This is a genomic window from Caulobacter sp. GSs2 (assembly GCF_058680895.1).
The window spans coordinates 2,616,831-2,641,454 of sequence record NZ_CM178725.1 but is presented as its reverse complement, the minus strand read 5'-3'; the positions used below and the strand labels follow the sequence as shown (position 1 = coordinate 2,641,454).

23 protein-coding genes and 2 pseudogenes are annotated in these 24,624 nt (G+C 68.0%); 14 read left to right on the top strand and 11 right to left on the bottom strand.

All coding sequences use genetic code 11. The features are described 5' to 3' along the window. Positions 1–41: 41 nt before the first annotated feature. From ACW17Z_RS12865 to dapD, 7 genes are all read left to right on the top strand, one after another. Positions 42–1,574: an OprO/OprP family phosphate-selective porin gene (locus ACW17Z_RS12865; protein WP_492056293.1), complete on the top strand. Its 1,533-nt coding sequence runs from the start codon at positions 42–44 to the stop codon at positions 1,572–1,574. Between the two features lie 29 nt (positions 1,575–1,603). Next, on the top strand, positions 1,604–2,656 hold the full coding sequence (locus ACW17Z_RS12860) for a sulfate ABC transporter substrate-binding protein (RefSeq protein ID WP_419319020.1): 1,053 nt from the start codon (positions 1,604–1,606) through the stop codon (positions 2,654–2,656). Between the two features lie 156 nt (positions 2,657–2,812). Then, the gene (gene lovK, locus ACW17Z_RS12855; RefSeq protein ID WP_492056292.1) at positions 2,813–3,946 is read left to right on the top strand and encodes a photosensory histidine protein kinase LovK; all 1,134 of its coding nucleotides are present in this window, start codon (positions 2,813–2,815) and stop codon (positions 3,944–3,946) included. Positions 3,947–3,964: 18 nt separating this feature from the next. After that, positions 3,965–4,429 carry a response regulator gene (locus ACW17Z_RS12850; RefSeq protein WP_492056291.1) on the top strand — a complete coding sequence of 155 codons (465 nt, stop codon included), beginning with the start codon at positions 3,965–3,967 and terminating at the stop codon, positions 4,427–4,429. Between the two features lie 84 nt (positions 4,430–4,513). Further along, a complete protein-coding gene (gene argB / locus ACW17Z_RS12845) occupies positions 4,514–5,428 on the top strand; it encodes an acetylglutamate kinase (protein WP_419253966.1) in 915 nt (304 codons plus the stop codon). Beyond that, positions 5,425–6,102 (top strand): pyrimidine 5'-nucleotidase, encoded by a 678-nt coding sequence (locus tag ACW17Z_RS12840; RefSeq protein WP_492056290.1) that lies wholly within the window; start codon positions 5,425–5,427, stop codon positions 6,100–6,102. Before argB ends, ACW17Z_RS12840 begins: the two co-directional genes overlap by 4 nt. After that, on the top strand, positions 6,099–6,944 hold the full coding sequence (gene dapD, locus ACW17Z_RS12835; protein ID WP_492056289.1) for a 2,3,4,5-tetrahydropyridine-2,6-dicarboxylate N-succinyltransferase: 846 nt from the start codon (positions 6,099–6,101) through the stop codon (positions 6,942–6,944). The genes ACW17Z_RS12840 and dapD overlap by 4 nt, the downstream gene beginning before the upstream one ends. A 23-nt stretch (positions 6,945–6,967) precedes the next feature. Here the strand turns inward: dapD and ACW17Z_RS12830 are convergent, their stop codons facing one another. Both ACW17Z_RS12830 and ACW17Z_RS12825 read right to left on the bottom strand, forming a co-directional pair. Beyond that, the gene (locus tag ACW17Z_RS12830) at positions 6,968–7,660 is read right to left on the bottom strand and encodes a VIT1/CCC1 transporter family protein (RefSeq protein WP_492056288.1); all 693 of its coding nucleotides are present in this window, start codon (positions 7,658–7,660) and stop codon (positions 6,968–6,970) included. 74 nt (positions 7,661–7,734) lie between these two features. Further along, the gene (locus tag ACW17Z_RS12825; RefSeq protein WP_492056287.1) at positions 7,735–8,214 is read right to left on the bottom strand and encodes a cupin domain-containing protein; all 480 of its coding nucleotides are present in this window, start codon (positions 8,212–8,214) and stop codon (positions 7,735–7,737) included. Positions 8,215–8,278: 64 nt separating this feature from the next. Between ACW17Z_RS12825 and dapE the strand changes: the two genes are divergently transcribed. From dapE to ACW17Z_RS12810, 3 genes are all read left to right on the top strand, one after another. After that, positions 8,279–9,442 (top strand): succinyl-diaminopimelate desuccinylase, encoded by a 1,164-nt coding sequence (dapE, locus tag ACW17Z_RS12820; RefSeq protein WP_492056286.1) that lies wholly within the window; start codon positions 8,279–8,281, stop codon positions 9,440–9,442. A 19-nt stretch (positions 9,443–9,461) separates the two neighbouring features. Continuing rightward, on the top strand, positions 9,462–10,382 hold the full coding sequence (locus ACW17Z_RS12815; protein WP_492058527.1) for a glutaminase: 921 nt from the start codon (positions 9,462–9,464) through the stop codon (positions 10,380–10,382). A 69-nt stretch (positions 10,383–10,451) separates the two neighbouring features. After that, complete coding sequence (locus tag ACW17Z_RS12810) at positions 10,452–11,030, top strand: NAD(P)H-dependent oxidoreductase (RefSeq protein ID WP_492056285.1); 579 nt, start codon at positions 10,452–10,454, stop codon at positions 11,028–11,030. Between the two features lie 184 nt (positions 11,031–11,214). On the opposite strand, the gene truA is transcribed toward ACW17Z_RS12810, so the two are convergent. Both truA and fmt read right to left on the bottom strand, forming a co-directional pair. Further along, positions 11,215–11,958 (bottom strand): tRNA pseudouridine(38-40) synthase TruA, encoded by a 744-nt coding sequence (gene truA / locus ACW17Z_RS12805; protein WP_492056284.1) that lies wholly within the window; start codon positions 11,956–11,958, stop codon positions 11,215–11,217. After that, positions 11,958–12,899: a methionyl-tRNA formyltransferase gene (gene fmt, locus ACW17Z_RS12800; protein WP_492056283.1), complete on the bottom strand. Its 942-nt coding sequence runs from the start codon at positions 12,897–12,899 to the stop codon at positions 11,958–11,960. Before fmt ends, truA begins: the two co-directional genes overlap by 1 nt. A gap of 114 nt (positions 12,900–13,013) precedes the next feature. Here fmt and ACW17Z_RS12795 point away from each other — a divergent pair, with 114 nt between their 5' ends. After that, positions 13,014–13,370, top strand: coding sequence for a cell surface protein (locus ACW17Z_RS12795; RefSeq protein ID WP_492056282.1), 357 nt, complete (start codon positions 13,014–13,016; stop codon positions 13,368–13,370). A gap of 39 nt (positions 13,371–13,409) precedes the next feature. Here the strand turns inward: ACW17Z_RS12795 and def are convergent, their stop codons facing one another. The 4 genes from def to ACW17Z_RS12775 form a co-directional block, all read right to left on the bottom strand. Beyond that, a complete protein-coding gene (gene def, locus ACW17Z_RS12790) occupies positions 13,410–13,931 on the bottom strand; it encodes a peptide deformylase (RefSeq protein WP_492056281.1) in 522 nt (173 codons plus the stop codon). 8 nt (positions 13,932–13,939) lie between these two features. Beyond that, positions 13,940–15,250 (bottom strand): DNA recombination protein RmuC, encoded by a 1,311-nt coding sequence (locus tag ACW17Z_RS12785; protein ID WP_492056280.1) that lies wholly within the window; start codon positions 15,248–15,250, stop codon positions 13,940–13,942. A gap of 215 nt (positions 15,251–15,465) precedes the next feature. Next, positions 15,466–16,827 (bottom strand): glutamate--cysteine ligase, encoded by a 1,362-nt coding sequence (locus ACW17Z_RS12780; protein ID WP_492056279.1) that lies wholly within the window; start codon positions 16,825–16,827, stop codon positions 15,466–15,468. Positions 16,828–16,954: 127 nt separating this feature from the next. Continuing rightward, positions 16,955–17,677: a 16S rRNA (uracil(1498)-N(3))-methyltransferase gene (locus tag ACW17Z_RS12775; protein ID WP_492056278.1), complete on the bottom strand. Its 723-nt coding sequence runs from the start codon at positions 17,675–17,677 to the stop codon at positions 16,955–16,957. Positions 17,678–17,723: 46 nt separating this feature from the next. Here ACW17Z_RS12775 and ppk2 point away from each other — a divergent pair, with 46 nt between their 5' ends. Then, positions 17,724–18,485 carry a polyphosphate kinase 2 gene (gene ppk2 / locus ACW17Z_RS12770; protein ID WP_492056277.1) on the top strand — a complete coding sequence of 254 codons (762 nt, stop codon included), beginning with the start codon at positions 17,724–17,726 and terminating at the stop codon, positions 18,483–18,485. 626 nt (positions 18,486–19,111) lie between these two features. Here the strand turns inward: ppk2 and ACW17Z_RS12765 are convergent. Continuing rightward, positions 19,112–20,608, bottom strand: a complete 1,497-nt coding sequence (locus ACW17Z_RS12765) for a S10 family peptidase (protein ID WP_492056276.1) — start codon at positions 20,606–20,608, stop codon at positions 19,112–19,114. 100 nt (positions 20,609–20,708) lie between these two features. Between ACW17Z_RS12765 and ACW17Z_RS12760 the strand changes: the two genes are divergently transcribed. Continuing rightward, positions 20,709–22,469 carry a DUF4153 domain-containing protein gene (locus tag ACW17Z_RS12760; protein WP_492056275.1) on the top strand — a complete coding sequence of 587 codons (1,761 nt, stop codon included), beginning with the start codon at positions 20,709–20,711 and terminating at the stop codon, positions 22,467–22,469. Here ACW17Z_RS12760 and ACW17Z_RS12755 read toward each other — a convergent pair. After that, a pseudogene (locus tag ACW17Z_RS12755) lies at positions 22,460–22,594 on the bottom strand (hypothetical protein); the annotation flags it as partial. The gene ACW17Z_RS12760 and the pseudogene ACW17Z_RS12755 overlap by 10 nt on opposite strands. A 5-nt stretch (positions 22,595–22,599) precedes the next feature. Between ACW17Z_RS12755 and ACW17Z_RS12750 the strand changes: the two are divergent. Next, positions 22,600–22,760, top strand: a pseudogene (locus ACW17Z_RS12750) (hypothetical protein); the annotation flags it as partial. Positions 22,761–22,798: 38 nt separating this feature from the next. Here the strand turns inward: ACW17Z_RS12750 and ACW17Z_RS12745 are convergent. Beyond that, the gene (locus ACW17Z_RS12745) at positions 22,799–24,598 is read right to left on the bottom strand and encodes an ABC transporter ATP-binding protein (protein ID WP_492056274.1); all 1,800 of its coding nucleotides are present in this window, start codon (positions 24,596–24,598) and stop codon (positions 22,799–22,801) included. Positions 24,599–24,624 lie beyond the last annotated feature (26 nt).

Sequence of the window (24,624 nt, the reverse complement as noted above, 5' to 3'; positions counted from 1 at the left end):
AAGCAGGACGGGCCGCCGAGGCGGGCCGAAAGGGGAATACGATGACGACCAACACGACCACCCTGCGAACCGCGCTGATCGCCGGCGTTTCGTTCCTGACGATGGCCGGCGCCGCCAACGCCCAGACCGCCCAGGACTCCGAAGCCCGCATCGCCGCTCTGGAAGCCCAGCTGGCCGCCCTGTCCGGTCAGATCGCCGATCTGAAGGCCGCCACCGCCGCCAACGTCAAGGACGTCCGCGCGGCCCAGTCGGCCACCACCGTCACCCTGGCCAACGCCCGCCCGACCATCACCACCGGCGACGGCGCCTTTTCGGTGTCAGTCCGCGGCATCTTCCAGGCCGACGCGGCGATCTATGACCAGCGCGACGCCGGCCCGCTGTCGACGGATTTCCGCCGCGGCTCGTTCGGCGACGCCGCCGAGAACGACCGCGCCCGCGACCTGGGCGACGGCGCCAATATCCGCCGCGCCCGCATCGGCATCGAGGGCAAGGCCTTCGGCGCCTTCGACTACAACATGATTTACGACTTCGGCGGTTCGGGCACGGAAGAGGCCGGCAAGATCTCGTCGGCCTGGGTGCAGTACAGCGGCTATCCCGTGAAGGTCCGCGCCGGCATCTACGCCCCGGTCACCAGCCTGGAAGACGCCTCCAACAACACCGGCTCGCTGTTTGTCGAGCGCGCCTCGGTCGCCGAGACGGTGCGCGGCCTGGCCGGCGGCGACGGCCGCGCGGCCATCGGCCTGCTGGCCAATGGCGAGCGCTGGAATGCCTCGGCCGCCGTCACCGGCAACACCGTCACCACCCAGACCTATGACGAGCAGTTGGGCTTTGTCGGTCGCGTCGCCTATGTGCCCTTCAAGGGCAAGGACTGGCTGATCCATGTCGGCGCCAACGCCAACCTGATCATCGACCCGGCCGCCGGCGGCCCCGACGTGGCCTCGGCCGGCGGCGCCGTGACCAATGTCCGCCTGCGTGACCGTCCGGAACTGCGGGTCGACGGCACGCGCCTGATCGACACCGGCAATATCGACGCCGACGGCGTCACGGCCCTGGGCCTGGAACTGGGCGCCCAGCACAAGAACCTCTACGCCCAGGCCGAGTATTTCCAGATCGATGTCGAGCGTCGCACCGGCGCCCTGAGCGATCCGAAGTTCGACGGCTGGTACGTCCAGGCCGGCTGGACCCTGACCGGCGAGCCGCGTCGCTACAACATCGCCACCGCCGGCTTTGACAATCCGCGTCCGGCCAAGCCGTTCAATCCCAAGAAGGCCCAGTGGGGCGCGGTCGAACTGGCCGCCCGCTACTCGACCTTCGACCTCAACCACCTGGCCGGCGGCCCGGGCAACCCGGCCCTGCCCGGCGCGATCCGCGGCGGCGAGCAGAATATCCTGTCGCTGGGCGTGAACTGGTACCTCAACAACGTCGTTACGGTGTCGGGCGCCTATCGCAATGTCGAGGTCCGTCGCCTGTCGCCGGGCGGCACGGCCTTCGTCGCCGGCTCGACCCCGGTCGCCGGCGCCCAGGTCGGCCAGGACCTGGATATCTGGTCCCTGCGAACCCAGTACGCGTTCTAACCCAAAACCCGCCAACCCAAGGATGCCCCATGACCCGTCGTTTCGAGAAACCCACGCGTCGGGGCGTCCTTGGCGCAGCATCAGCCGGCGCGGCGGCCTTCGCCGCGCCGGCCCTGATCGCCGGCCAGAGCCAGGCGCAGGGCGTCAGGGGCCTGACCCTGCTGAACGTCAGCTACGACCCGACGCGTGAGCTCTACAAGGACATCAACGCCGCCTACGCCAAGTACTGGAAGGAAAAGGTCGGCCAGACCCTGACCATCAACCAGAGCCATGGCGGTTCGGGCAAGCAGGCCCGCTCGGTGATCGACGGCCTGCAGGCCGATGTCGTCACCCTGGCGCTGGCCTATGACATCGACGAGATCGCCACCCGGGCCAAGCTGCTGCCCGCCAACTGGCAGTCGCGCCTGCCGCAAAACTCCACGCCCTATACCTCGACCATCGTGTTCATGGTCCGCAAGGGCAACCCGTGGAAGATCCGGGACTGGAGCGACCTGGTAAAGCCGGGCATCGAGGTCATCACCCCCAACCCCAAGACCTCGGGCGGGGCGCGCTGGAACTATCTGGCCGCCTGGGCCTGGGCGCTGAAGCAGCCCGGCGGCAACCCGGCCAAGGCCCAGGCCTTTGTCGAGCAACTGTTCAAGAACGTGCCAGTCCTCGACACCGGCGCGCGCGGCGCAACCACCACCTTCAGCCAGCGCGGCATCGGCGATGTGCTGCTGTCATGGGAGAACGAGGCCTACCTTGCGCAGGAAGAACTGCCGGGCAAGTTCGACATCGTTTATCCGTCGCTGTCGATCCTGGCCGAGCCGCCCGTCGCGATCGTCGACAAGAACGTCGAGCGCCACAAGACCCGCCTGGCCGCGCAGGGCTATCTGAACTTCCTCTACAGCCCCCTGGCCCAGGACCTGATCGGCAAGCACCACTATCGCCCGCGCAATGCGGGCGCGGCGGCCAAATATGCCGGCAAGTTCAAGAAGATCCCGCTGGTCACCATCGACGACACCTTCGGCGGCTGGAAGACGGCGCATGCCACGCACTTCGCCGACGGCGGCGTCTTCGACAAGATCTACCAGCCCAGGTAACCGCCATCGCGGGACGCTCACCCTCCCCTTTGTCGTCCCGCGCGCGCGGCGTGAACCCAAGGCGGGTTCACGCCGCGCCTGTTTTGGGAGACTGTTGGCCAGCTGACACTATCCGGAACCGGCACGAGGTCGGTACGTTGAGGCGGATGGGAGCTGATGGATGTCGAGCCGGGCGGTCGCATGACAGACTATTCGCAATCCCTGCGCGCCGCCGATGCTCTGGCGGCCAGTCACGGGGCCGAAGATCCGTTCGCTGCGGCGATCCGGTCCATGCCCATGGCGACGATCGTCACCGACGCCACCCAGGCCGACAATCCCATCATCTTCGCCAACGACGCCTTCCTGCGCCTGACCGGCTATGGCCGCGACGAGGTGATCGGTCGCAATTGCCGGTTCCTGCAAGGCGTTGACACTGATCCGCTGGAACGCGCGAGACTGCGCGCGGCGATTAGCGCGGGCCAGGATATCGCCTGCGAACTCTTGAACTATCGCAAGGACGGGTCGCCCTTCTGGAACGCCCTTTATCTCAGCCCGGTGCGCGACAGCAGCGGAGCCATCACCCACTTTTTCGGCTCGCAGCTGGATATCAGCGACAAGAAGCGTGTCGAATTCCAGTGGAACGAAAGGCAGCATGATCTCGAACAGCTGGTCGCCGAGCGCACCCAGGCGCTGACCCAGGCCCTGGAGCAGAAAACCGCCCTGCTCCACGAGGTGGATCACCGGGTCAAGAACAACCTCCAGCTCATCTCGTCGCTGCTGCTGCTGCAGAACCGGCGGGTGGCCGACCCGGCCGTGAAGCAGGCCCTGCGCGGCATGCTGGACCGGGTCAGCGCCATCGCCACCGTGCACCGGCGCCTGTTCCAGAGCGACGATGTCGAACGCTTCGACGTCTCGGCCTTCGTGCGCGACCTGGTGGCCGACGTGATCGGCGCGTCGGGCCGCGACGATATCCAGTTCAGCCTCGACCTGGAACGGGTGGATGTGGACGCCGCCAAGGCCGCGCCCCTGGCCCTGGTGATCAGCGAACTGCTGTCCAACACCATGCGCCACGCCTTTGTGGAAGGCCGTTCAGGACGAGTCTTTGTCGGCATCCGTCGAATCGACGGCGCGTTCCGGATCGAAATCACCGATGACGGCGTTGGGGTGGAGACTTCAACGAAGTCGTCCGGATTTGGACTCACGATCGTTCAGCTGCTGTGCCAGCAGCTGAAGGCGAAGTGCCTGACGACGGACGCCTCCCCAGGCACGCGCGTTGTGATCAACCTGCCCATGAACGGCGCGCCTCAGTAGTACGGGCGAGGATGAGTGATGAACGAGCAACCGCTCGGCGTTCTGATTGTCGAAGACGAGGTTCTCCTCGCCACCGAGCTGGAATTCCTGCTCGAGGAAGCCGGTTGCTGCCTGGTGGGTCACGCCATGAGTTCGGACGAGGCCCTGACCCTGGCCCGCGACCTGCAGCCGGATCTGGCCCTGGTCGACGTGCATCTGTGCGACGGCCCCACGGGCGTGGATGTGGCGCGCCGCATTCACGACGACTGCGGCGCCCTGGCCCTGTTCATGACCGCCAACGTAAAGCGCCTGCCCGCTGACTTCGCCGGCGCCTGCGGCGTGATCGGCAAGCCCTATTCCGGCCATGGCGTGAAGACGGCCCTGGAATATCTGACCCTCTGCATGCGTAGCGGCCGCGCGCCCGGCCCGCCGCCGATCGGCCTGACCCTGTCGCCGGACTATCTGGCGCTGTGGGGCCTCTTCGACCAGCCCAAGGCCGGCTGATCCTCTCTGGCCCTGCTGTTTTGGATGACAGGGGGGGCGGGGTCCGCTATCGAGACGCGCCCTTTTCGCACAGGATCCGCAACCTTGACCGACGCCGCCGAGGAAGCGGGCTGGGCCACCGCCAAGACCCTGGCCGAGGCCCTGCCCTACATCCAGATCTATGACCGCGAGACGGTGGTGATCAAATACGGCGGTCACGCCATGGGTCAGGAAGACGTCGCCAAGGTCTTCGCCGCCGACGCGGTGCTTTTGAAGCTGCTGGGCGTCCATCCGGTGGTGGTGCACGGCGGCGGTCCGCAGATCAGCCGCATGCTCGAGCGGGCCGGCGTCAAGTCGACCTTCGTCGACGGCCTGCGCGTCACCGACGAAGCGACCATGGAAGTGGCCGAGATGGTGCTGTCGGGCGCCATCAACAAGGAAATCGCCAACTGGATCACCCTGGCCGGCGCCGAAGCCGACGTCCGGGGCGTGGGCCTGTCGGGCAAGGACGCCCGAATGATCACCGCCGAAAAGGTGACCCGCACCAAGCGCGACCCTGACAGCAATATCGAACAGGTCGTCGACCTGGGCTTTGTGGGCGAGCCGACCAAGGTCGATCCGCACATCATCCAGGCCCTGCTGTCGTCGGAGACCGACTACATCCCCGTCATCGCCCCGATCGGCGTGTCCGAGGCCGGCCAGACCTTCAACATCAACGCCGACACCGTGGCCGGCGCCCTGGCCGGCGCGCTGAAGGCCAAGCGCATGCTGATGCTGACCGACATCGCCGGAGTGCTGGACGCCGACGGCAAGCTGATCCGTCAGATGACCCTGGACGAGGCCCGCGCCCTGATCGACAGCGGCGTCGCCAGCGGCGGCATGATCCCGAAGCTGGAAAACGCCATCCACGCCGTGGAATCGGGCGTCGAGGCCGTGGTCATCCTGGATGGCCGCCGGCCCCACGCCATGCTGGTCGAGCTGTTCAGCGAGCACGGCGCCGGCACGCTGATCTCGAAATGAGTCCCGTCCTGTCCCCAGACCTCGCTCACGTCGAAACCTGGCTCTTCGATCTCGACAACACCCTGTATCCCGCCGAGTGCGAATACATGGCCCTGATCGAGGGCAAGATGACCGACTTCATGGAGCGGGCCACCGGCCTGCCCCGCGAAGAGGCCCGCGCGATCCAGAAGAAGTACTACCACGAGCACGGCACCACCCTGGCCGGGCTGATGGCCAACCACGGCATCGCGCCCAAGGCCTTCCTCGACGAGGTGCATGACGTGTCGATGGATCGGCTGATCCCCGATCCCGTCCTGCGTTCGGCGATCGACGCCCTGCCCGGCCGCCGGCTGATCTTCACCAACGGCTCGCTGGGCCATGCCGAGCGGGTGCTGGGCCATCTGGGCCTGGACCATCTGTTCGAGGACGTCTTCGCCATCGAGACGGCCGACTATCTGCCCAAGCCGGCCATGGCGACGTTCGAGAAGATCGTCTCGCGCCACGCCCTGACCTCGCCGGTCACCGCCTTCTTCGAGGACAGCGAGAAGAACCTGGCCCCCGCCGCCGTGCTGGGCATGACCACGGTGCTGGTCGGCGCCCATGCGGCCGCCTCGACCGCCGACTTCGTCCACCACCGCACGCACGACCTCGCCGGGTTCCTGACCTCGGCGCGCCTGAAGGACCTGAACGCATGACCACCGTCAGCCTCTCTGATCTGCAGACCGAAATCGAAGCCGCCTGGGAAGCCCGCGACGGCGTCTCCACCGCCACCACCGGCCCCGTCCGCACGGCGGTCGAGGAGGCCCTGCTGCTGATCGACGCCGGCAAGGTGCGGGTGTCGGAAAAGATCGACGGCGAATGGACGACCCACCAGTGGCTGAAGAAGGCCGTGTTGCTGTCCTTCCGCCTCAACCCCAACAGCGTGATGCGCGCCGGAACCCTGGGCGACGCGGTCGGCCCGTGGTGGGACAAGGTGCCCAACAAGTTCGACGGCTGGGACGCCCCCAATTTCGAGGCCGCCGGCTTCCGCGCCGTGCCCGGCTCCATCGTCCGTCGCGGCGCCTTCATCGGCCGCAACGTCATCCTGATGCCGTCGTTCGTGAACATCGGCGCCTTCGTCGATGAAGCGACCATGGTAGACACTTGGGTGACGGTCGGCTCGTGCGCCCAGATCGGCAAGCGCGTCCACCTGTCGGGCGGCGTCGGCATCGGCGGCGTGCTGGAGCCCCTGCAGGCCAACCCGACCATCATCGAGGACGACTGCTTCATCGGCGCCCGTTCCGAAGTCGTCGAAGGCGTGATCGTCGGCCAGGGCAGCGTGCTGTCGATGGGCGTGTTCATCAGCGCCTCGACCAAGATCGTCGACCGCAAGACCGGCCAGGTCCACATCGGCAAGGTGCCGCCCTACAGCGTCGTGGTCCCCGGCAACCTGCCCGACCCCAACGGCGGCCCAGGCCTCTACTGCGCCGTGATCGTCAAGACGGTCGACGCCCAGACGCGGTCGAAGACCTCGATCAACGAACTGCTGCGGGACTAGTCACGGCGCTCGGCCTGACCCCGTCAGGCCGAGACCCCGAACACCGCCCCGACCCCGGCGGTCAGGGCCATGGCGATCGCGCCCCAGAAGGTCACCCGGGCCACGGCCTTGCCGATGGGCGCGCCCCCCGCCCGCGCGCCGACCCCGCCCAGCAGGGCCAGGAACAGCAGCGAGGCGACCGACACCGCCACGACGATGGCGCCGGCCGGCACGACGATCGCGGTTACCAGGGGCAGGGCCGCGCCGGTGGCGAAGGTCGCGGCCGAGGTCAGGGCCGCCTGAATGGGCCGGGCGGTCGTGATCTCGGAAATGCCCAGTTCCTCGCGGGCATGGGCGCCCAGGGCGTCCTTGGCCATCAGCTGACCGGCGACCACGCGAGCGACGTCAGGTTCGACCCCGCGCGCTTCATAGAGGCCGGCCAGTTCGTCGAGTTCAAACTCCGGCTGGATCTCCAGCTCGGCCTTTTCCCGCGCCAGATCGGCGCGTTCGGTGTCGGCCTGCGAACTGACCGAGACATATTCCCCGGCGGCCATCGACATGGCCCCGGCCACCAGCCCCGCCACCCCAACGACGAGGATCTCGCCCCGCCCCTGCGACGCGGCGGCGACGCCGACGATCAGGCTGGCGGTCGAGACGATCCCGTCATTGGCCCCCAGTACGGCGGCGCGCAGCCAGCCGACGCGTTCGATCAGATGGCGCTCGTGGTGAGGGATCATGGGGCATCTCCTGGGGGCCGTCAGCCAAGGCCCGTCAGGCCCGCCGCGCCTTGACCTGCGTCAAGCCTGATCAGCTAACGCTTGCGCCCGCCGTCGAGTTCATAGGGTGTCCCGTCCCGATGCCGGTAGGCTTCCTCGCCCTCGCGCAGGATCAGGTCGATATCAGGATAGTCGCAGCCGTCGGTTTCCGGAGCCCGCGTGCCGATCTCCAGCAACACCGCCACCTTGTCCGAGCGGTTCTGGATGTGATGGCCGTTGGCCACCCCGGCCTTGAAGCCCGCGCAGTCGCCGGCGCGCAGGAGGGTTTCGCCCTCATCCTCGACCAGCACGACTTCGCCCTCGACCACCCAGGTGAACTCGTCCTCGGCGGTGTGCCAGTGGCGCTGGCTGGTCCACTGGCCCGGCGGCAGGCGCATCAGGTTGACGCCGAACTGGGTCAGGCCCGCGGCGTCGCCCAGTTTCCACCGCTGGCGGCCCTGGCAAGGCGCGTCGTAGGGCGGCGGATAGGCCGTGCCGAACCGGGTGGGCGCGGCGTCGATATCAATCTTGGGCATGGGCGCTCAGGGAAGAAGCTTGCATGGTTTGCGTCAGGCCGGAGGGAAGCTTAAAGCCAGCATCATGACCAGCCCCGCGCCCGCTTCTGTCAGCATCGATCCTGTGGATCTCGCCCAGGCCCTGATCCGCCGCCCGTCCGTGACGCCGGCCGATGAAGGCGCGATGGACCTGCTGCAACGGCAGCTGGAGACCCTAGGCTTCGCCTGTCGCCGGATGAAGTTCGGCGAGATCGAGAACCTCTACGCCCGGCGCGGAACCGCCCGGCCCAATCTGTGCTTCGCCGGCCATACCGACGTGGTTCCCGTCGGCGATGACGCCGCCTGGACTGCCGGCCCGTTCGAGGCCCAGATCAGGGACGGCGTGCTCTATGGCCGGGGCGCGGTCGACATGAAGAGCGCCATCGCCGCCTTCGTCGCCGCCGTGGCCGCCAGCCCGCAGCCCGCCGGCTCGATCAGCTTCCTGATCACCGGCGACGAAGAGGGCGTGGCCGAGGACGGCACCGTGAAAGTCGTCGAGGCCCTGGCGGCTGAAGGCGAGATCATCGACCACTGCATCGTCGGCGAGCCGACCAGCGCGTCCTTGCTGGGCGACATGGTCAAGATCGGTCGGCGCGGCAGCATCAACGCCTGGATCACGGTCGAGGGCCAGCAGGGCCACGTGGCCTATCCGCATCGGGCCGCCAATCCGATCCCGGTGCTGGTCTCGATCCTGTCGCGCCTGCAGAGCCGGGTGCTGGACGAGGGCTATGAGGGTTTCCAGCCCTCGAACCTGGAAGTCACCACCATCGATGTCGGCAACACCGCCACCAATGTGATCCCGTCCACGGCCCGGGCGCGGGTCAATATCCGCTTCAACCCGGCCCACAAGGGCAAGGACCTGCAGGCCTGGATCGAGGGCGAATGCGCCGCTGCGGGCGAGGGTTTCAAGGCCCGCGCCGAGGTGATGTGCAAGATCAGCGGCGAGGCCTTCCTGACGCAGCCTGGCCCCTTCACCGAGGTGATCGTCGCCGCAGTGGAGGAGGCCACCGGCCGGGTTCCGGAGCTGTCCACCACCGGCGGCACCAGCGACGCGCGGTTCATCCGCAGCCTGTGCCCGGTGGTCGAGTTCGGCCTGGTCGGCTCGACCATGCACCAGGTCGACGAGCGGGTTCCGGTGCAGGAGATCCGCGACCTGGCCAAGGCCTATGAAGCCCTGATCCGGCGCTATTTCGAAGCCTTCGCGGTCTAGGGTCTCCCGCATGGCCACGATGGACGAGTTCTCGATCGATCAGGTCCTGGCCGAGGTGGCCGTGCTGGTGAAGCCGCATTTCGGCAAGGGGCGGCCCGCCGACTACATCCCGCAACTGGCCGGTGTGCCCGGCTCGAAGTTCGGCATGGCCGTCTGTACCGTGACCGGCGGCGAGCACGTGATCGGCGACGCCGACGAGGGCTTCTCGGTGCAGAGCATCACCAAGGTCTTCGCCCTGGGCCTGGCCCTGAACCGCTTTGGCGACGAGGTCTGGCGGCGGGTGGGCAAGGAGCCCTCGGGCACGCCGTTCAACCACCTGTCCCAGCTTGAGGCCGAGGCGGGCGTGCCCCGCAACCCGTTCATCAATGCCGGGGCCCTGGCGATCACCGACCATCTGCTCGACACGGTCAGGGATCCCGCCGCCCTGGTGCGCGGCTTCGCCAGCGTGCTGGCCGACGAGGCCGTCGAGATCGATGAGGCGGTCGCCGCGTCCGAGCTGGCCACCGCCCACCAGAACCGCGCCATCGCCAATCTGATGCGCGGCAAGGGCACCATCACTCACGACCCCGAGGCCGTGGTCGCCGCCTATTGCCGCCAGTGCGCCCTGACCATGAGCTGCCGGCAGCTGGCGCGGGCCCTGCTGCCCCTGGCGGCCGGGGGCTTCTCGCCGGTGATCCAGGAAACCATCTTTCCCGAGCGCCTGACCCGGCGCCTGAACGCCCTGCTGCTGACCTGCGGCATCTATGACAGCGTCGGCAGCTTCGCCTATCGCGTCGGCCTGCCGGCCAAGAGCGGGGTTGGCGGCGGCATCGTCGCCGTGGTCCCCGGCAAGGCGGTGATCGCGGTGTGGTCGCCGGAGCTGGATCGCTTTGGAACCTCCGTGGTTGGGACGGCGGCGCTGGAGGCCTTCGCGCAGCTGACCAACTGTTCGGTGCTGTAGAACCGGGCGCTTGAGCCGCATCAAGGCGGCGGTGGGACGATCCTGCGCGTTATCCACACAGGAGGCGCCATGACAAAACATATTCTGGTTCTGCTGGGACATCCCGACTGCCGCCCCGAACGCTTCGGCTCGGCCCTGGCCAGCGCCTATGTCGAGGCCGCGAGAGCGGCCGGGCATGAGGTGCGGCGCATCGATCTGGCCGATCTCGACACCCCCTTCCTGGGCGGTCAGTGGGAATTCGAGAGCCCGCCGCCGCCACCGATCCAGGCCGTGCAGCAAGACATCCTGTGGGCCCAGCATATCGTGGTGCTGTTCCCCCTGTGGCTGGGCGCAACCCCGGCCAAGCTGAAGGCCCTGCTGGAGCAGGTGTTCCGCGCCGGCTTTGGCATGGCGGAAAGCCCCAGGGGCCCTGTCCCGCAACTCAAGGGCCGATCGGCCCGTCTGGTGGTGACCATGGGCATGCCGGCCATCGCCTTTTGGCTGATGTTCGGCGCGCACGGCCTGCTGGCGCTGGAGAAGGGGATCCTGGGTCTGGCCGGCCTGTCACCCATCCGCAAATCGGTGATCGGCGGCGTCGAGGCGATCGGCGGCCAGGGGCGGCTGAAATGGCTGGCCCGCATGCGGCGGCTGGGGACGCTGGGGGTCTAGTCCCGGACGACGGCTGGGCTGCCGGCGCTGGACGCCCCCTCCGTCACGCTGCGTATTCGCAGCGCGCCACCTCCCCCGCACGCTTCGCTACGGGGCAGGAGGGTGAAGCTGCTTTTCTCCTGCCCCGCTTGCGGGGGAGGTGGCGCGGCGCGGATACGCGACGTGACGGAGGGGGCGTTCGGCGTCAGTCGCCGTAACCCACGCCCACCAGATAGAGCCCGTCTGGGGGCGCGACAGGCCCGCAAGCGGTCCTGTCCCTGGCCTCCAGCGCGGCCTTCACGTCTTCCGCGCTCCACCGCCCGATCCCGACCTCGACCAGGGTGCCGGTCATCGACCGCACCTGCCGATGCAGGAAGCTGCGCGCCTCGAACGTCAGACAGACCGTCTCGCCCTCGCGCCACACCCGGGCCACGTCGAGGGTCTTGAGCGGCGACTTGGCCTGGCAGTGCATGTCGCGGAAGGTCGTGAAGTCGTGCAGGCCCACCAGATGCTGGGCCGCCGCGTGCATGGCCTGCGCATCCAGCGGCTTCTTCACATGCCACACGCGGCCCTTGTCCAGGGCCGGCGGGGCGGGTCGGTTGAGGATGCGGTAAAGATAGCGCCGCTCATTGGCCGAGAACCGGGCGTGCCAGTCGCCCTCCGCGATCTCGCAGGCCAGGATGCTGACCGCCTCGCGGGTCAGGTGGGCGTTGAGGGCGTTCATCACCGTCTGGGCCGGCCAGTCGCGCTCGAGATCGACATGGACCACCTGTCCCGTCGCATGGACCCCGGTGTCGGTGCGGCCCGCCGCCGCGATGCGCAGCTCCTGGCCGCAGAAGGCCTTCACCGCCGCCTCGATCGCGCCCTGCACCGACGGCAGGGTCGCCTGGGCCTGGAAGCCGTTATAGGGCCGGCCGTCATACTCGACGAGGAGGCGGTAGCGGGGCATCAGGCCAGCAGGGTTCCGGCGGGCAGCGGAAAGCCCCGGATGAAGTCGCCGGCGTCCTGGGCGCCCTTGCCCTCGCGCTGGGCCTTCAGCAGGCGCACCGCGCCGTCTCCGCAGGCGATCAGCAGGCTGTCGTCCAGCACGGCGCCGGGCTCTCCGCCATCTGTCACTTGGGGGGCGTCCTCGACGCGCGACAGCAGGGCCTTCACGCGCACCGGGCCCTTCTCGGACGGCGCCTCGAACCATGCGCCCGGGAAGGGCGACAGGCCGCGGATGTGGCAGTCGATTTCGGCGGCGGGGCGGGTCCAGTCGATGCGGGCCTCGGCCGACTTGATCTTCTTGGCGTAGGTCACGCCCTCTTCGCTCTGCGGCGTCTCGCGGGCCGCGCCGCGCTCGATCGCGCCCAGGGCGATCGGCAGGATGCGCGCGCCGACTTCGGCCAGCTTGTCGTGCAGCGACCCGGCCGTCTCGAGGGCGTCGATGCGCACCTGTTCGGACATCAGGATCGGGCCCTCGTCGAGGCCCTCGCTCATCCGCATCACCTGGACGCCGGTGACAGCGTCGCCGGCCATGATCGCCCGTTGGATCGGGGCCGCGCCGCGCCAGCGGGGCAACAGCGAGGCGTGCAGGTTGAAGCAGCCCTCGCGCGGGGCGTCGAGCACCGCCTTGACCAGGATCTGGCCGAACGCGACGACCACGGCGGCATCGAGGTCCAGCGCCTGGAAGGCCGCGATCTCTTCAGGGGTCTTCATCGAAACCGGCGTGCGCACGGGCAGACCCAGGCCTTCGGCGAAGGCGTGAACCGGGGAGGGCTTCAGGTCGTGGCCGCGACCGCGCGGGGCGGGCGGCTGAGAATAGACGGCCACGATCTCATGGCCCGAGGCGACCAGTTCGGCCAGACAGGCGACGGCGAAATCGGGGGTGCCGAGGAAAGCGATGCGCATGGGCGCGGTTTAGCGGTCCGCGCCCCGCTTTGAAAGCGGTTGGACAAAGCCGCCGGCGGAACCTTGACCGTGGGGAGCCGTTATCGGACCGACACTTTTGCCAGGAGCACCACCATGCGTCCCCCCCTGATCTTCGCCGTCTGCGCCGCCGCCCTGTCGCTGGCCGCCTGCTCGGACCAGCACGCCACCGAAATCAAGGAGGGCGCCAAGGCCGCCGCCACCGACATCAAGGACGCGGCCAAGGAAATCTCGACCGATCCCGACGTCAAGGAAGCCGGCACGGCGATCAAGGAGAGCGCAAAGGAAGCCGGGGCCGAGCTGAAGGAAGCTGCCGGCGACGCCACCGACGCGGTCCAGGCCGCCGGCGAGAAAGCCGGCGATGCGGCCAAGGAAGCCGGCACAGACATCAAGGCCGGCGCTAAGAAGGCCGGCCAGGAAACCAAGGAAGAGGTCCACGAGGCGACGCGGTAGGGCTGCGGATAGCTGCTCCCCCTCTAGGGGAGGATCAGATCAAGCCGCGCGGCGCGCCTTCTTGACCTTGGTGATGGCGCGGTCGCGGCGCAGGCGTGACAGGTGGTCGATGAACAGCACGCCTTCCAGGTGGTCCATCTCGTGCTGGATGCAGACGGCGAACATGCCCTCGGCCTCCTCGACGACGGTCTCGCCCGTATAGTCGAGATAGCGCAGCGTCACCTTCGAAGGCCGCTCGACCTCGTCATAATAGTCGGGGACCGACAGGCAGCCCTCTTCGTAGCCTTGCGTCTCTTCCGAGGCCGTCAGGATCTCGGGATTGACGAAATAGCGCGGGGTCGGCTCTTCGCCGTCGCGGGCCAGGTCCATGACGATGACGCGGATGGCCTCGCCCACCTGCACGGCGGCCAGGCCGATGCCGGGGGCGTCGTACATGGTCTCCAGCATGTCATCCATGAGGTGACGCAGATCGTCTGTCACCGCCGCGACGGGGGTGGAGATCTTTTTCAACACGGCCATATCGGCGGCGTTATCGACGGTGAGGATGCGACGGATAGCCATAATAGGTGTCAGGTAAGGGTCTCATTCCCGAGCGTCAAGGTGGGGGATTGCCCCATCCCCGCTTGGGGGGCCAGCTTGGTCAGCGCGCGAACACCGCTTTCGACCGGGGTCAGCTCGGCGATTTCCTTGCCTTCGTGGTCGACCGACAGGTCCTCGAACCGGCGGGCCTGGGTCAGGACCTGGCTCTCCAGCGAGCCGACGAACTGGTTGTATTTGCCAACGGCGCTTTCCAGCGCCTTGCCCACCGCGCCGGCATGGGCGCCCATCACCGCCACCCGCTTGTAGAGCTCGCGGCCCACCGCGACGATATTGGCGGCGTTCTTGGCCTGATCCTCGACGCGCCAGCCATAGGCCACAGCCTTGCACAGGGCGAACAGGGTGGTGGGGGTGACCAGCAGCACCCGCTTGTCCATGGCCTCGGTCATCAGATCGGGCAGACGCTCCAGGGCGGCGGCCAGGAAGCTGTCGCCGGGCACGAACATGGCCACGAAATCGGGCGAGCCCTCGGCGGCGAACTGGTCCCAGTAGGTCTTGGCCGACAGGCTGGTCATATGGGCCCGCACGCTCTGGGCGTGACGCAGCAGGGCGGCCTCGCGCGCCAGTTCCTCGGCCATTTCCTGGGCTTCCAGGAAGGCGTTCAGCGAGCACTTGGCGTCGATGACAAACACCGCCCCGCCGGGCATGCGCACCTTGACGTCGGGCCGGCGGCGGCCCTCGTCGGTGTCGACGCTGAACTGCTCCTCGAAATCGAAGCGCTTGTTGAGGCCGGCGGCCTCCAGGACGTTACGGAGAGTCTGCTCGCCCCAGCGCCCCTGGACGCCGGCGCCGCGACGCAGGGCGGCCGAGAGCTTGCGGGCTTCGAACTGGGTGGCGACCGAGGCCTCCATCAGGGCGGCGATCTGGGCTTTCAGGCCGCCGGTCTCCTCGGCGCGGGATTTTTCGACGGCGGTGACCTGGGCCTCGAACTTGGCCAGGGTCTCGGCCACCGGCTTGAGCTGGGCTTCCAGCCGCTGCTGCGACAGCAACTCGCGACTGCGGAAGTTTTCGTCGGCGCGCTTGATCAGGGCCTCGGCCACGGTGTTGGCGGTCATGTTGGCCTGCTGGGCGGCCTGGGCGCGGATCAGCTCGCCCTGGGTGGCCGCCTGGTCTTCCAGCAGGCGAGCCCGCTCATCGGCCTGGGCCAGGCGCTCGTTCAGCTGCCAGGCGCGGGCGTCGGCGGCGGTGGCGCGCTTTGAGGCGGCCAGGGCCCAAAGCATGGCGGCGACGGCCATCAGGGCGAAAACGATGGCGAGGATCAGGAACGGATCGGAAAAGTTCATGCTCCGTTCCTAGCCGGAGTCGGGGGCGGGCGGAAGCGGGCTTCCTGCTCAAGCCAAGGCGGCAATGACCGCTTCTGACGCCAACCTACTTGTCATCCCGGCCAAGCGCGTAGCGCGCCGAGCCGGGACCCAGGGCCACCGTACTGCCTTGGCCCCTAGGTCCCGGATAGCCTCTGCGAGGCTTCCGGGATGACAAGGTTATTGAAGGCGGAAACCTAGTAGGCGCAGTCGGTGAATACCCGGCTGATGTCGCCCTTCCAGGCGCCGTGGTACAGTTCCAGCAGCTTGTCGGCCCGCGTGCGGCCGCTGTCGGCGATCTCTTCGAGTTCGCCCATATAGATGGTCTCGTCCAGGAACCCGCCGTTCATGTGGGCCCGGCCCTTGAGGCCCGACTTGGCGATGGCGACGAAGTCCTTGGCCACGTCCTGGGCGGTGCGCCCGGCGATCGGCGCCTGCAGGCCCAGAACCGGCACGTCGCGGCGCAGCTGGGCGCGCTCCTCAGCCGTCCAGTCCTTGCAGAGGTCCCAGGCGGCGGCCAGGGCGGCGTCATCATAGAAGACGCCGGTCCACAGGGCCGGCAGGGCGCAGAGGCTGCTCCACGGCCCGGCGTCGGCGCCGCGCATTTCCAGATAGGTCTTCAGACGGACTTCCGGGAACAGGGTCGTGGTGTGGTCAGCCCAGTCCTTGATCGAGGCGCGCTCGCCCGGCAGCTCGTCGATCTTGCCGTCGATGAAATCGCGGAAATTGCGGCCGGCCAGGTCGATATAGCGGTCGCCGCGCTTGGCGAAATACATCGGCACGTCCAGGGCGTAGCGGGCATAGCGCTCGAAATCGAAGCCGTCCTCGAACACGAAATCCAGCAGGCCGGTGCGGTCGGCGTCGGTGTCGGTCCAGACATTGGCCCGGCTCGACAGGAAGCCATTGGGCTTGCCTTCCGTGAACGGAGAATTGGCGAACAGGGCCGTGACGATCGGCTGCAGGGCCAGGCTCATGCGGAACTTGGCGACCATGTCGGCTTCGGATGAGAAGTCGAGATTGGCCTGCACGGTGCAGGTGCGCAGCATCATGTCGAGGCCCAGGCCCCCGACCTTGGGCATGTAGTTGCGCATGATGACGTAACGCCCCTTGGGCATCACCGGCACCTCTTCGCGCTTCCACACCGGCGAGAAGCCCAGACCCATGAAGCCCAGACCCAGCTCGTCGGCGACGGTCTTGACCTCGTCCAGGTGCTGGCCGGTCTCTTCGCAGATGTCGTGCATGGTCAGCAGCGGCGCGCCGCTGAGCTCGAACTGGCCGCCGGGCTCCAGGCTGACATTGGCGCCGTTGCGCTCCAGCCCGATGATCGTCGGACCTTCCATCACGGGCTTCCAGCCGAAGCGCTGCAGGCCGACCAGAAGGGCGTGGACGCCGGTGTCGCCGTAATAGGGCACGGGGGCGTGCGAGCCGAGATAGAAGCCGAACTTCTCGTGTTCGGCCCCGACCCGGAAGGCTTCCTTGGGCTTGGAGCCCGAGGCGAAATAGGCGGTCAGGTCGTCGAGCGTCAGCGGACGCTCCTGCAGGCTAGCGGTGTCGGCCATGAGCCGTCTCTCCCCAAGATCGGATACGCATCAAGCTGGGAGAGGCCCATTTCCCCCACACCGCCCGCATACTGTCGTCAGCGCAATTGGGCGTTTTTTTAGCGAACCTCAAGAGGGGGCCGCCGCTTTAGGTCTCCCGCCAGTCGCCGGCGGCCGCCTGCCACAGGGTCAGGGCGCTGATGGCGGCGGTGTCGGCGCGCAGGATGCGAGGGCCAAGCGACACCGGTGTGACGAACGGCAGCGACCGCAGCCGCTCGCGCTCCTCGGGCGAAAAACCGCCCTCGGGGCCGATCAGGATGGCGGCCGGCGCGGCGCTGCCGGCCAGGGCCTCGAAGGCCGGACGCGCGTCGCCGCCCTCGTCGCAGAACACCAGCTTTCGCGCCGGGTCCCAGCCGTCGAGGATCTCGGAGAGCTTTTCGGGATCTTCCACGGTCGGCACGTCCAGGCGGCCGGTCTGCTCGGCGGCCTCCATGGCGATGGCGTCGAGGCGCCCCAGCTTGACGAAGTCGACATTGGTCCGCCGGGTGATGGTCAGCCGCACCCGGCGCACGCCCAGCTCGGCGGCCTTTTCGACGATGGTCTCGACCCGGCCGCGCTTGACCAGGGCGATAACGAGGTCGAGGTCCGGTCCGAGCGCCATCGGCCGGACCTGCTCGTCGACCTTCAGCAGCGAGCCGCGCTTGCCGGTCTCGGCCAGGGTGGCGGACCACTCGCCGTCACGGCCGTTGAACAGCGCCACCTGCGCGCCGATGGCCTGGCGCATCACCGAGGTGAGATAGCGCGACTGGTCGAGGGTCAGGACGACGCCGTAGCCGGGGGCCAGGTCCTGGGGAACGAAAAGACGGATCATGTCGCTCTTCTAGCGCGACTTGTGGTTTCAGCGGTAGGCTCCCCCCATGACCAAAATCCGCGACTATGATGAAGAGCTCGCCCATCTGCAGCTGGCCCTGATCCGGATGCAGCAGAAGGCGATCAAGGACGGCTCGAAGACCCTGACCGTGTTCGAGGGCCGCGACGCCGCCGGCAAGGACGGCGCGATCTCGCGGATCACCGAGCACCTGTCGCGGCGCAACACCCTGGTGGTCGCCCTGCCCAAGCCTTCCGACCGCGAACAGGGCGAGTGGTATTTCCAGCGCTATGTCGAATGGTTGCCGGCGGCGGGCGAGGCGGTGCTGTTCAACCGCTCCTGGTACAACCGCGGCGGCGTCGAGCCGGTCATGGGCTTCTGCACGCCGCAGCAGCACGCCCAGTTCCTCAACGACGTGCCCTCGTTCGAGAAGATGCTGGTCGACAGCGGCATGCGCTACGCCAAGTTCTGGCTGGACATCAGCCGCGAGACGCAGGGCGAGCGGCTCAAGGCCCGATCGGAAGATCCCCTGAAGGCCTTCAAGATCAGCCCGCTGGACGCCGTCGCCCAGGAAAAGTGGGATGACTACAGCGCCGCCCGCGACGAGATGCTGTCCCGCACCCACTCCGAGGCCGCGCCCTGGATCTGCGTCCGCGCCGACCACAAGAAGGCGGCCCGGCTCAACATCATCCGCTGGCTGCTGCACGCGGCCGGCGACAAGACGCTGCTGAAGGGCGTGGCCAAGCCCGACCCCGAGGTGATCTTCCCGTTCGAGGTCGCGGCGCTGAGCGACGGGCGGCTGGCGCGGTAGCGCCCTAAAATCCCTCTCTCAAAGAGAGAGGGCGGGGCCCGCCGCCGCAGGCGGTGGGAGGGTGAGAGGTTTCACCGCTGGCCGGGGAAGCTGGATTCATTTTGGGCGGCCGAAGTGGGTGGGAAGCAGACTTCTAGCGAAGCGCTGTTACGGCTTTGAACCTCTAATGGATGTTCGATACTCAACGCCTTTCAGGTCAGTCACTTGGCCGGATGCGCCGTCAATGGTGACTACGACCGGATGCGCGGGATCGGATTCTTTTTCCCCCCGGACCATCCAAGTCCCTTCACTTTGCCGAGCCACCACGCGCGTATCTTCAAACGCCATTTCCCCAGCATACCGCTTCGCAACCGATATAGCGTCCCGCTCCGAGCGAACGGGACCAGGCGGACGCTCGCTGTTGCAGCCGATTAGTGAGACGACCAAAGTTAGAGAGAAGATCGCGGTCAAAGTGCGCATGCGGCCCACCTTACATTGTAGAACTGCCAGCCGGCGCTGCGGTTCGCTATGGCTCGAAGGCCGTCGGCGCCCCGTTCGGAGAGATTGTAACCTCTCACCCTCCCACCGCTACGCGGCGGGCCCCTCCCTCTCTCAAAGAGAGAGGGATTCAAGGGCCGCCCTGCCCGCTACTTCACCCCGTACAGCGCCATAACGTCCTTGCGGAACGCCGCGCCGCTGTCGGGGCGGCTGTAGAACATGTGGCCGCCGGCATAGTTGGACAGGGTGACGCGGCCGGCCACGATGGCCGGCATGGCGTCGACGATCAGGCGCGAGGCGAAGAACGGGCACGACAGGTCGTTATAGCCGTGGACGATCAGCACCTTCAGCTTGGGGTCGACCGAGACGATCTTGCGCAGATCGGTCACCGACTCGGTGTCGGGGCCCTTGCCGCGATCCCAGCTGCGGTTGACCACGTCCGACAGGGCGTCATAGCGCACGTCCGGCTTCCAGCCGACGATGCGGGTGGTGAAGTCGACGACGGCGCTGGTGGTCGGGGCGATGATGGCGTCGAGGATCGGGTCGTTGACCTCCTGCTCGGGCGCGAAGGGGAAGGGATCCAGGGCCGTGACGTTGCTGTCGTAACGGCTGCCCAGGCGGCCGGTGTCGCGGAACACCTCGCGCAGGAACGACTGGGTCTCCAGACGCCCGCCGGCCCGGCGCACGAACTTGGGATCCAGGCCCGTCATGGCCGAGACCTTGGTCGTCAGGCGATCCAGGGCGGCGGGGTCGGAGCCCTTCATCAGGTCGACCATGTATTCGCCGCGCGTATAGTCCTCGACGGCCTTGATGCTCTCGGGCGTCAGCTTGCCGTCGCGCTCCAGCTTGGCGGCCGCGATCGACGGCAGGCTCCACATCGCCGGCAGGGGCGAGATTTCCTGGCCCTGGCGACCGGCGCTGGTCAGCAGCGGCGAGACCAGAACCACGCCCTTCACCGCCACGCCCAGATCGGTCTGCAGGGTGTAGGCCAGGCGCGGGCCCCGGAAGCCGCCATAGCTTTCGCCGACGATGTATTTCGGCGAGGCCAGGCGCTCGGTCTTGACCAGATAGTCGAAGACGATGCGCGACAGATAGTCGATGTCCTGTTTCACGCCATAGAAGCGCTTCTTGGTCTCTTCCTCGGTGGTCAGGCTGCGCGAGAAGCCGGTGCCGACCGGGTCGATGAAGACGATGTCGGTGAAGTCCATCCAGCTGGCGGGATTGTCTTCCAGCTTCACATTGGCCGACGGGCTGTCGCCTTCGGCGCCGAACTGCACGCGCTTGGGGCCCAGGGCGAAGTTCAGATAGACGCTGGCCGCGCCGGGGCCGCCGTTGAAGGCGAAGGTGATGGGGCGATTTGGATCACGCGGCCCGTCCAGGGTGTAGGCGGTGAACACCACCTCGGCGATCTTCTTGCCCTTCTCGTCGCGCACCGGCATGGCGCCGACCGTGGCGGTGTAGGACAGCACCTTGCCGCCCACCGTGGCGGTCTGCTTGACCGACTTGTCGGCCGGGAACGGCGTCAGCTCGCTGGCCGCCGGCTTGTCGCCGGAGGGTTTGGCGTCCTGGGCGAAACCGCCGCCGGCGCCGGCCAGAGCGCCCGCCAGAACCAGCGCCGCGAGCCCGGCCTTGAATGAAGTTCGCATCAACACCCCCATACTGAGGCCGAAATTGCTAGTGCATGATCGCCGGCTTCACAACGGGCTCAGGGCGTGATCCTGTCGCGGCGCAGGCGAGGAGACGGCCATGGACCAGACGGCAAGCCAATCAGCCCGGACCACCACCGCCATCCGGCTGGGGACGGGGCTGCTGCAGGGCCTGGCGCTGTTCCTGCTGCACCAGGCGCAGGAGGCCAAGGTCTGGCCGGCCACCCAGCCCCTGGCCTTCGCGCCGCTGGTGCTGGTGGCGCTGTTTGCGCCGTTCGTGATCCTGGCCGGGATCGGGGCCCTGCGCCGCAACAGCCTGATCGTCTGGGCGCTGGGGGCCGCGGCCTTCGCGGCGGGCCTGGCCTTTTATGGCGCCTGGCAGGGCGTCGACGCCGACAAGATGCCCGGCTTCCCGGTGTTCGCCGCCATCGCCGCCGGCCTGTTCATCGCCCATCACCTGATCCAGCCGGCCGAGGCCGAGCGGCGGGTCGTGGCCCGCTATCCGGCCTATTTCGACATCACCTGGATGCACGGGGTGCAGCTGGTCCTGTCGGCGGGTTTCACCGCGGCGTTCTGGATCCTGCTGTTCCTCGGCGCCTCGCTGTTCAAGCTGATCGGCATCGACGCCTTCCAGAAGCTGATCAGCGAAGAGGCCTTCGCCTTCCCCGCCACCACGGTGATGTTCGCCGCCGCCGTGCAGCTGACCGACGTGCGCTCGACCCTGGTGCGCGGCGTGCGCACCGTGGCCCTGACCCTGCTGGCCTGGCTGCTGCCGCTGATGACCCTGATCGCCGCCGGCTTCCTGGCCAGCCTGCCGTTCACGGGACTCGAACCCTTGTGGAAGACCAAGGCCGCCACCGCCCTGCTGCTGACCGCCGCCGCCCATCTGATCGTGCTGATCAACGCCGCCTATCAGGATGGCGAGGACGCCCCGCCCGTGGTCCTGAAATGGGCCGCGCGGCTGGCCGGCCTGCTGCTGGTCCCGATCAGCCTGCTGGCCGCCTATGGCCTGGCCCTGCGCATCGGCCAGTACGGCCTGACGCCCGAGCGGGTGTTCGCCGCCGCCTTCGTGGTGATCGCGGCCGGCTACGCCGTGGGCTACACGATCGCCGCCGTGCGGCCGGGCGCCTGGATGAAGGCGCTGGAAAAGACCAACGTGGCTCAGGCCTTCGTGGCCATCGCCCTGATCCTGGCCCTGTTCACCCCGATCGCCGATCCGGCCCGGCTGTCGGTGCAGGACCAGGTGGGGCGGCTGGAGCGCGGCAAGGTCAAGGCCGAGGCCTTTGACTTCCAGTTCCTGCGCTTTGACAGCGGGCGCTATGGCAAGGCGGCGCTGGAGAAATTGAAGGCGAGCCAGGACGCGGCGATAGCCTCCCGCGCCAAGGCGGTGGCGGCGCAGGCGACCAAGGTCGCGCCGGTCATCGAGAAGATCGATCTGTCCAAGCTGACGGTCTATCCGGCCGGCCGCGCCCTGCCCGAAAGCTTCCTGCGCCAGGACTGGCGCGACGACTCCGGATCAGGCTGCATCGGCCCAGGCTCGCAATGCCCGGCCCTGCTGCTCGACGTCAATGCGGACGGCAAGGACGAAGTCCTGCTGGCCAGAGGCGCCAGTTTCGACGTGTTCAGCTTCGACGGCGCGCGGTGGCGCAAGACGGCCGAGACACCCTATGTCTGCGATACCGTTGATCTGGCCGCTGCCCTGAAGGCGGGAACTGTGCGGGCGGAAGTGACGCCCCAGCACGATATAGTGGTCGGCGAGCGCCGGCTTTTTATGGTTCCGGCGGGTGAAGGCTGCGCAGGCGAGGCGCTAAAGAACACGGGCTGGTACAAGGTCGGCATAATCCAAGAGGACCTGCAATAAGCCTCGCCCTTGGCTCTCAGCTCGGCGTGGCGGCCTTCCTCGACCTCCCGGCCCTTCTGGAACACCAGGATGCGATCAGCGCCGCGCGCCGCCGACAGCCGGTGGGCGATTACGATGGTGGTGCGGCTCAATACCTTGCCGAACAGCACCTACCCGTCCATCATTCCCGCCCTTGTGGCGGGAACCCCTCGCGCCGCCGCAGGTGCGGGAGGGGCGAAGGGCGCGCGCCCTTCGCTGGCGCTTCACGGGTCGGCTGAACCAGGGGTTCCCGCCACAAGGGCGGGAATGACGGCGCTATAAAGGGTCAGGCGATCTGGTCGTTGACGCCCCTACCCCACGCCCTCGCTGACCGCGTTCAACCGCGCATAGACCCCGCCCCTGGCCTTCAGCTCGGCATGGCGGCCTTCCTCGACCACCCGGCCCTTCTGGAACACCAGGATGCGGTCGGCGCCGCGCACGGTCGACAGGCGGTGGGCGATGACGATGGTGGTGCGGCCGGCCATCAGGCTCTCGGCGGCGATCTGGACCTCGGCCTCGGTCTCGACGTCGAGCGACGAGGTCGCCTCGTCCAGCACCAGGATCGGGGCGTCGGCCAGGAAGGCGCGGGCGATGGCCACGCGCTGGCGCTCGCCGCCCGACAGCTTGACGCCGCGCTCACCGACCAGGGTCTCGTAGCCCCGGGGCAATTGCAGGATGAAGTCGTGGGCGTGGGCCTTGCGGGCCGCCGCCTCGATCTCTTCGCGGGTGGCGTCCGACTTGCCGTAGGCAATGTTCTCCAGCAGCGTGCGATGGAACAGGGCCGGGTCCTGCGGCACCACGGCGATGGCGCGGCGCAGGGAGCCTTGCGTCACCGCCGACACGTCCTGGCCGTCGATGACGATGCGGCCGCCCTGCAGGTCGTGCAGGCGCTGGATCAGCTTGACGAAGGTCGACTTGCCCGAGCCCGTCGGTCCCACCAGCGCCACCCGCTCGCCGGGCGCGATGGTCAGCGAGAACTGGTCGTAAAGCGGCGCGCCGGCCGCCTTGTAGCGGAAGGTCACGGTCTCGAAGGCGATGGCGCCGGGGCCGGGGCCGATCTGGAAGGCCGGAGCCCCGGGCGCGTCGGCGATCTGCGGCGCCAGGCGATCCCAGGCGGCGACGTCCTCGCTGTCGTCCAGGCCCTTCTGCAGCATGCGGATGTTCTCACCCAGATTGCGCAGATAGCCGCTCATCAGCATGAAGGCGGTAATGGCGAAGGCCACGTCGCCGGGACTGGCCGTGCCCTGGCTCCAGCCCCAGACCATCGAGCCGGTCAGGCCGGCCTGCAGCACCACCAGCAACAGGTTCTGACCCAGCCACACATCGGTGAAGCGGCTCCAGGTGATCATCACCGCCTTGCGCCACTCCGCTGTGACCGTCGCGATGCGGGCGGTCTCGCGCGCCTCGGCCCCGAAGCTCTTGACGGTCGGGTTGGAGGTTATGGCGTCGGCCAGGGCCCCGCCGATCTGCGAGTCCAGGGCGTTGGAGCGCAGGTTGCTGGGCCGCACATAGCGCTCGATGACGATCAGGTTGGCGGCCAGATAGGCGACGATCACCACCAGCGAGATCACGCCCGCCATCGGCTGGCGAAACAGCATCATGATCGACAGGCCAAACAACACCACCAGGCCGGGACCCAGCCAGATGGTCACCGCGTCGGTGACGCTGTCATAGCCCCACATGGCCCGGGTCAGCTTGCGGACCGTGGCCCCGGCGAAGCTGTCGGCGTGCCAGTCCGACGAGAAGGCCTGCACCTTGGCGAAGCCCTCGTTGGTCATCTCTTCCATGTTGCGGGCGGCCAGCGGGATCCAGAACCGGTGCGAGATGTTGCGCACCACCGCAAAGGCGAAATAGACGCCGACGAACAGCCACAGCGCCGACCAGGCGGCCGGGTCGCCGCGCGGCTTTTCCACCACCGCATCGATCAGGTGTCCCGAGGCGTAGGGCAGGGCCAGGTCGAAGGCCACAGCGGCCAGGGTCAGGGCCACGCCCAAGCCAAACAGCACCGGCCGCCGCTTCCAGAACCGCGCGATAAAGCCCAGCACCTGGCCGTTGGACAGCACCCGCTTGCGGTTTCCCGCTTCGTCTTCGTCGTCGATGAAGTCGCTCATGATGCGGGCTAGATACGGGTTTGGGC